We start from the raw sequence: 1,344 nt of genomic DNA, 5'->3' as shown, positions 1-1,344 counted from the left end.
AGCCGGCGATGGCGCTCGCGCCGGAGGCGGCCGCCGGCCGGCCGGCATCGCCCGCCCTTGCCCCGCCAGCGACGCCGGCCGGGTGGGCCGCGCCCGCCAGCGCCACCGCGACGCTGCTCTTCGACGCCTCCGACCTGCTCGACTACGGCCGGCACAGCCGGGCCCCCACGGGCATCCAGCGCGTGCAGATGAACCTGATCGAGGAGGCGCTGCGGCAGGCCGGCGAGCACGCCGGCATCGTCGCCTTCGCCGCGGCGGAAGGCGCCTGGAAGCCCCTGCCGGCCGCGCTCTTCGGGCGGCTGGCCGGGCTGGCCCGCAGCGGCGCGGATACCGGCGACCCCGCCTGGCTGGCGGCGCGGCAGGCGGTGGCGGCGGCGCTGCGGGATGCGCCGCCGCTCGCCCCGGCGCCGGGCAGCGTGCTGGTCAATCTCGGCACTTCCTGGTGGCTGCCCGGCTATGCCCGCCGCATCGCCGAGGCGAAGGCGCGGCACGGCCTGCGCTACCTGCCCTTCCTGCATGACTGCATCCCGCTGCTGGTGCCGGAGCATTGCGATGCCAACCTCGCCGGCGACTTCGCCCGCTGGTTCGCCGCGCTCTGCCTGCAGGCGGATGCGGTGCTGGTGAACTCCGACTGCACGCGCGACGATGTCCGGCGGCTGCATTCGGCCCTGGCGCCGGGGCGGGACCTGCCCTGCACGGTGGTGCCGCTGGACGCCGCAGCGCTGTCGCCGGAGGCCACCGAGCCGGCGCCGCTGCCCGTCGCGCTGCGCGGCGGCCGGCCCTTCATCCTGTTCGTCGGCACCATCGAATCGCGGAAGAACCACCTGCTGGTCTTCCAGGCCTGGCTGACCCTGGTGCGGCGGCACGGCGCGGCGGCGGTGCCGGACCTGGTCTGCGTCGGCAAGCGCGGCTGGCTGGCGGAGCCGGCGCTGGACCTGCATGCCCGCGCACCGATCCTGCAGGCCAAGGTCCACCTGCTGGAGGCGGTGCCGGACGGCGTGCTGGAGGCGCTGTACCGCGGCTGCCTCTTCACCCTGGCGAACAGCTTCTACGAGGGCTGGGGCCTGCCGCTGACCGAGAGCCTGGCGCATGGCAAGCTCGTGCTCGCACCCGACCTGCCGGCCTTCCGGCAATCCGGCGCCGGCGGCGCGGTGTTCTTCGCCCCGAACAGCGAGCCGGACCTGGTGGCGCAGCTCTGGCGGCTGGCGACCGATGCCGGGCACCGGCAGGCGCTGGAGGCGCGGCTGGCGCGCGAGGTGCGGCTGCGCGGCTGGGCCGACATCGCGGCGCAGGTGCTGGCGGCGGCCGCGGCCTGCCCTGCCGGGCCGCCGCCGCTCGCCGGGC

The 1,344-nt window shown here is 76.8% G+C and carries 1 protein-coding gene; it reads left to right on the top strand.

Features of this window, described 5'->3' with window-relative positions; genetic code table 11:
• A partial coding sequence (locus E2C05_RS31825; RefSeq protein WP_133223597.1) for a glycosyltransferase family 4 protein occupies window positions 1-1,344 on the top strand: 1,344 nt, incomplete at both ends.

The organism is Paracraurococcus ruber (genome assembly GCF_004353985.1).
Taxonomy (GTDB): Bacteria; Pseudomonadota; Alphaproteobacteria; order Acetobacterales; family Acetobacteraceae; genus Paracraurococcus; species Paracraurococcus ruber.
The sequence above is the reverse complement of the archived record's forward strand: the minus strand, read 5'-3'. Positions and strand labels throughout refer to the sequence as shown.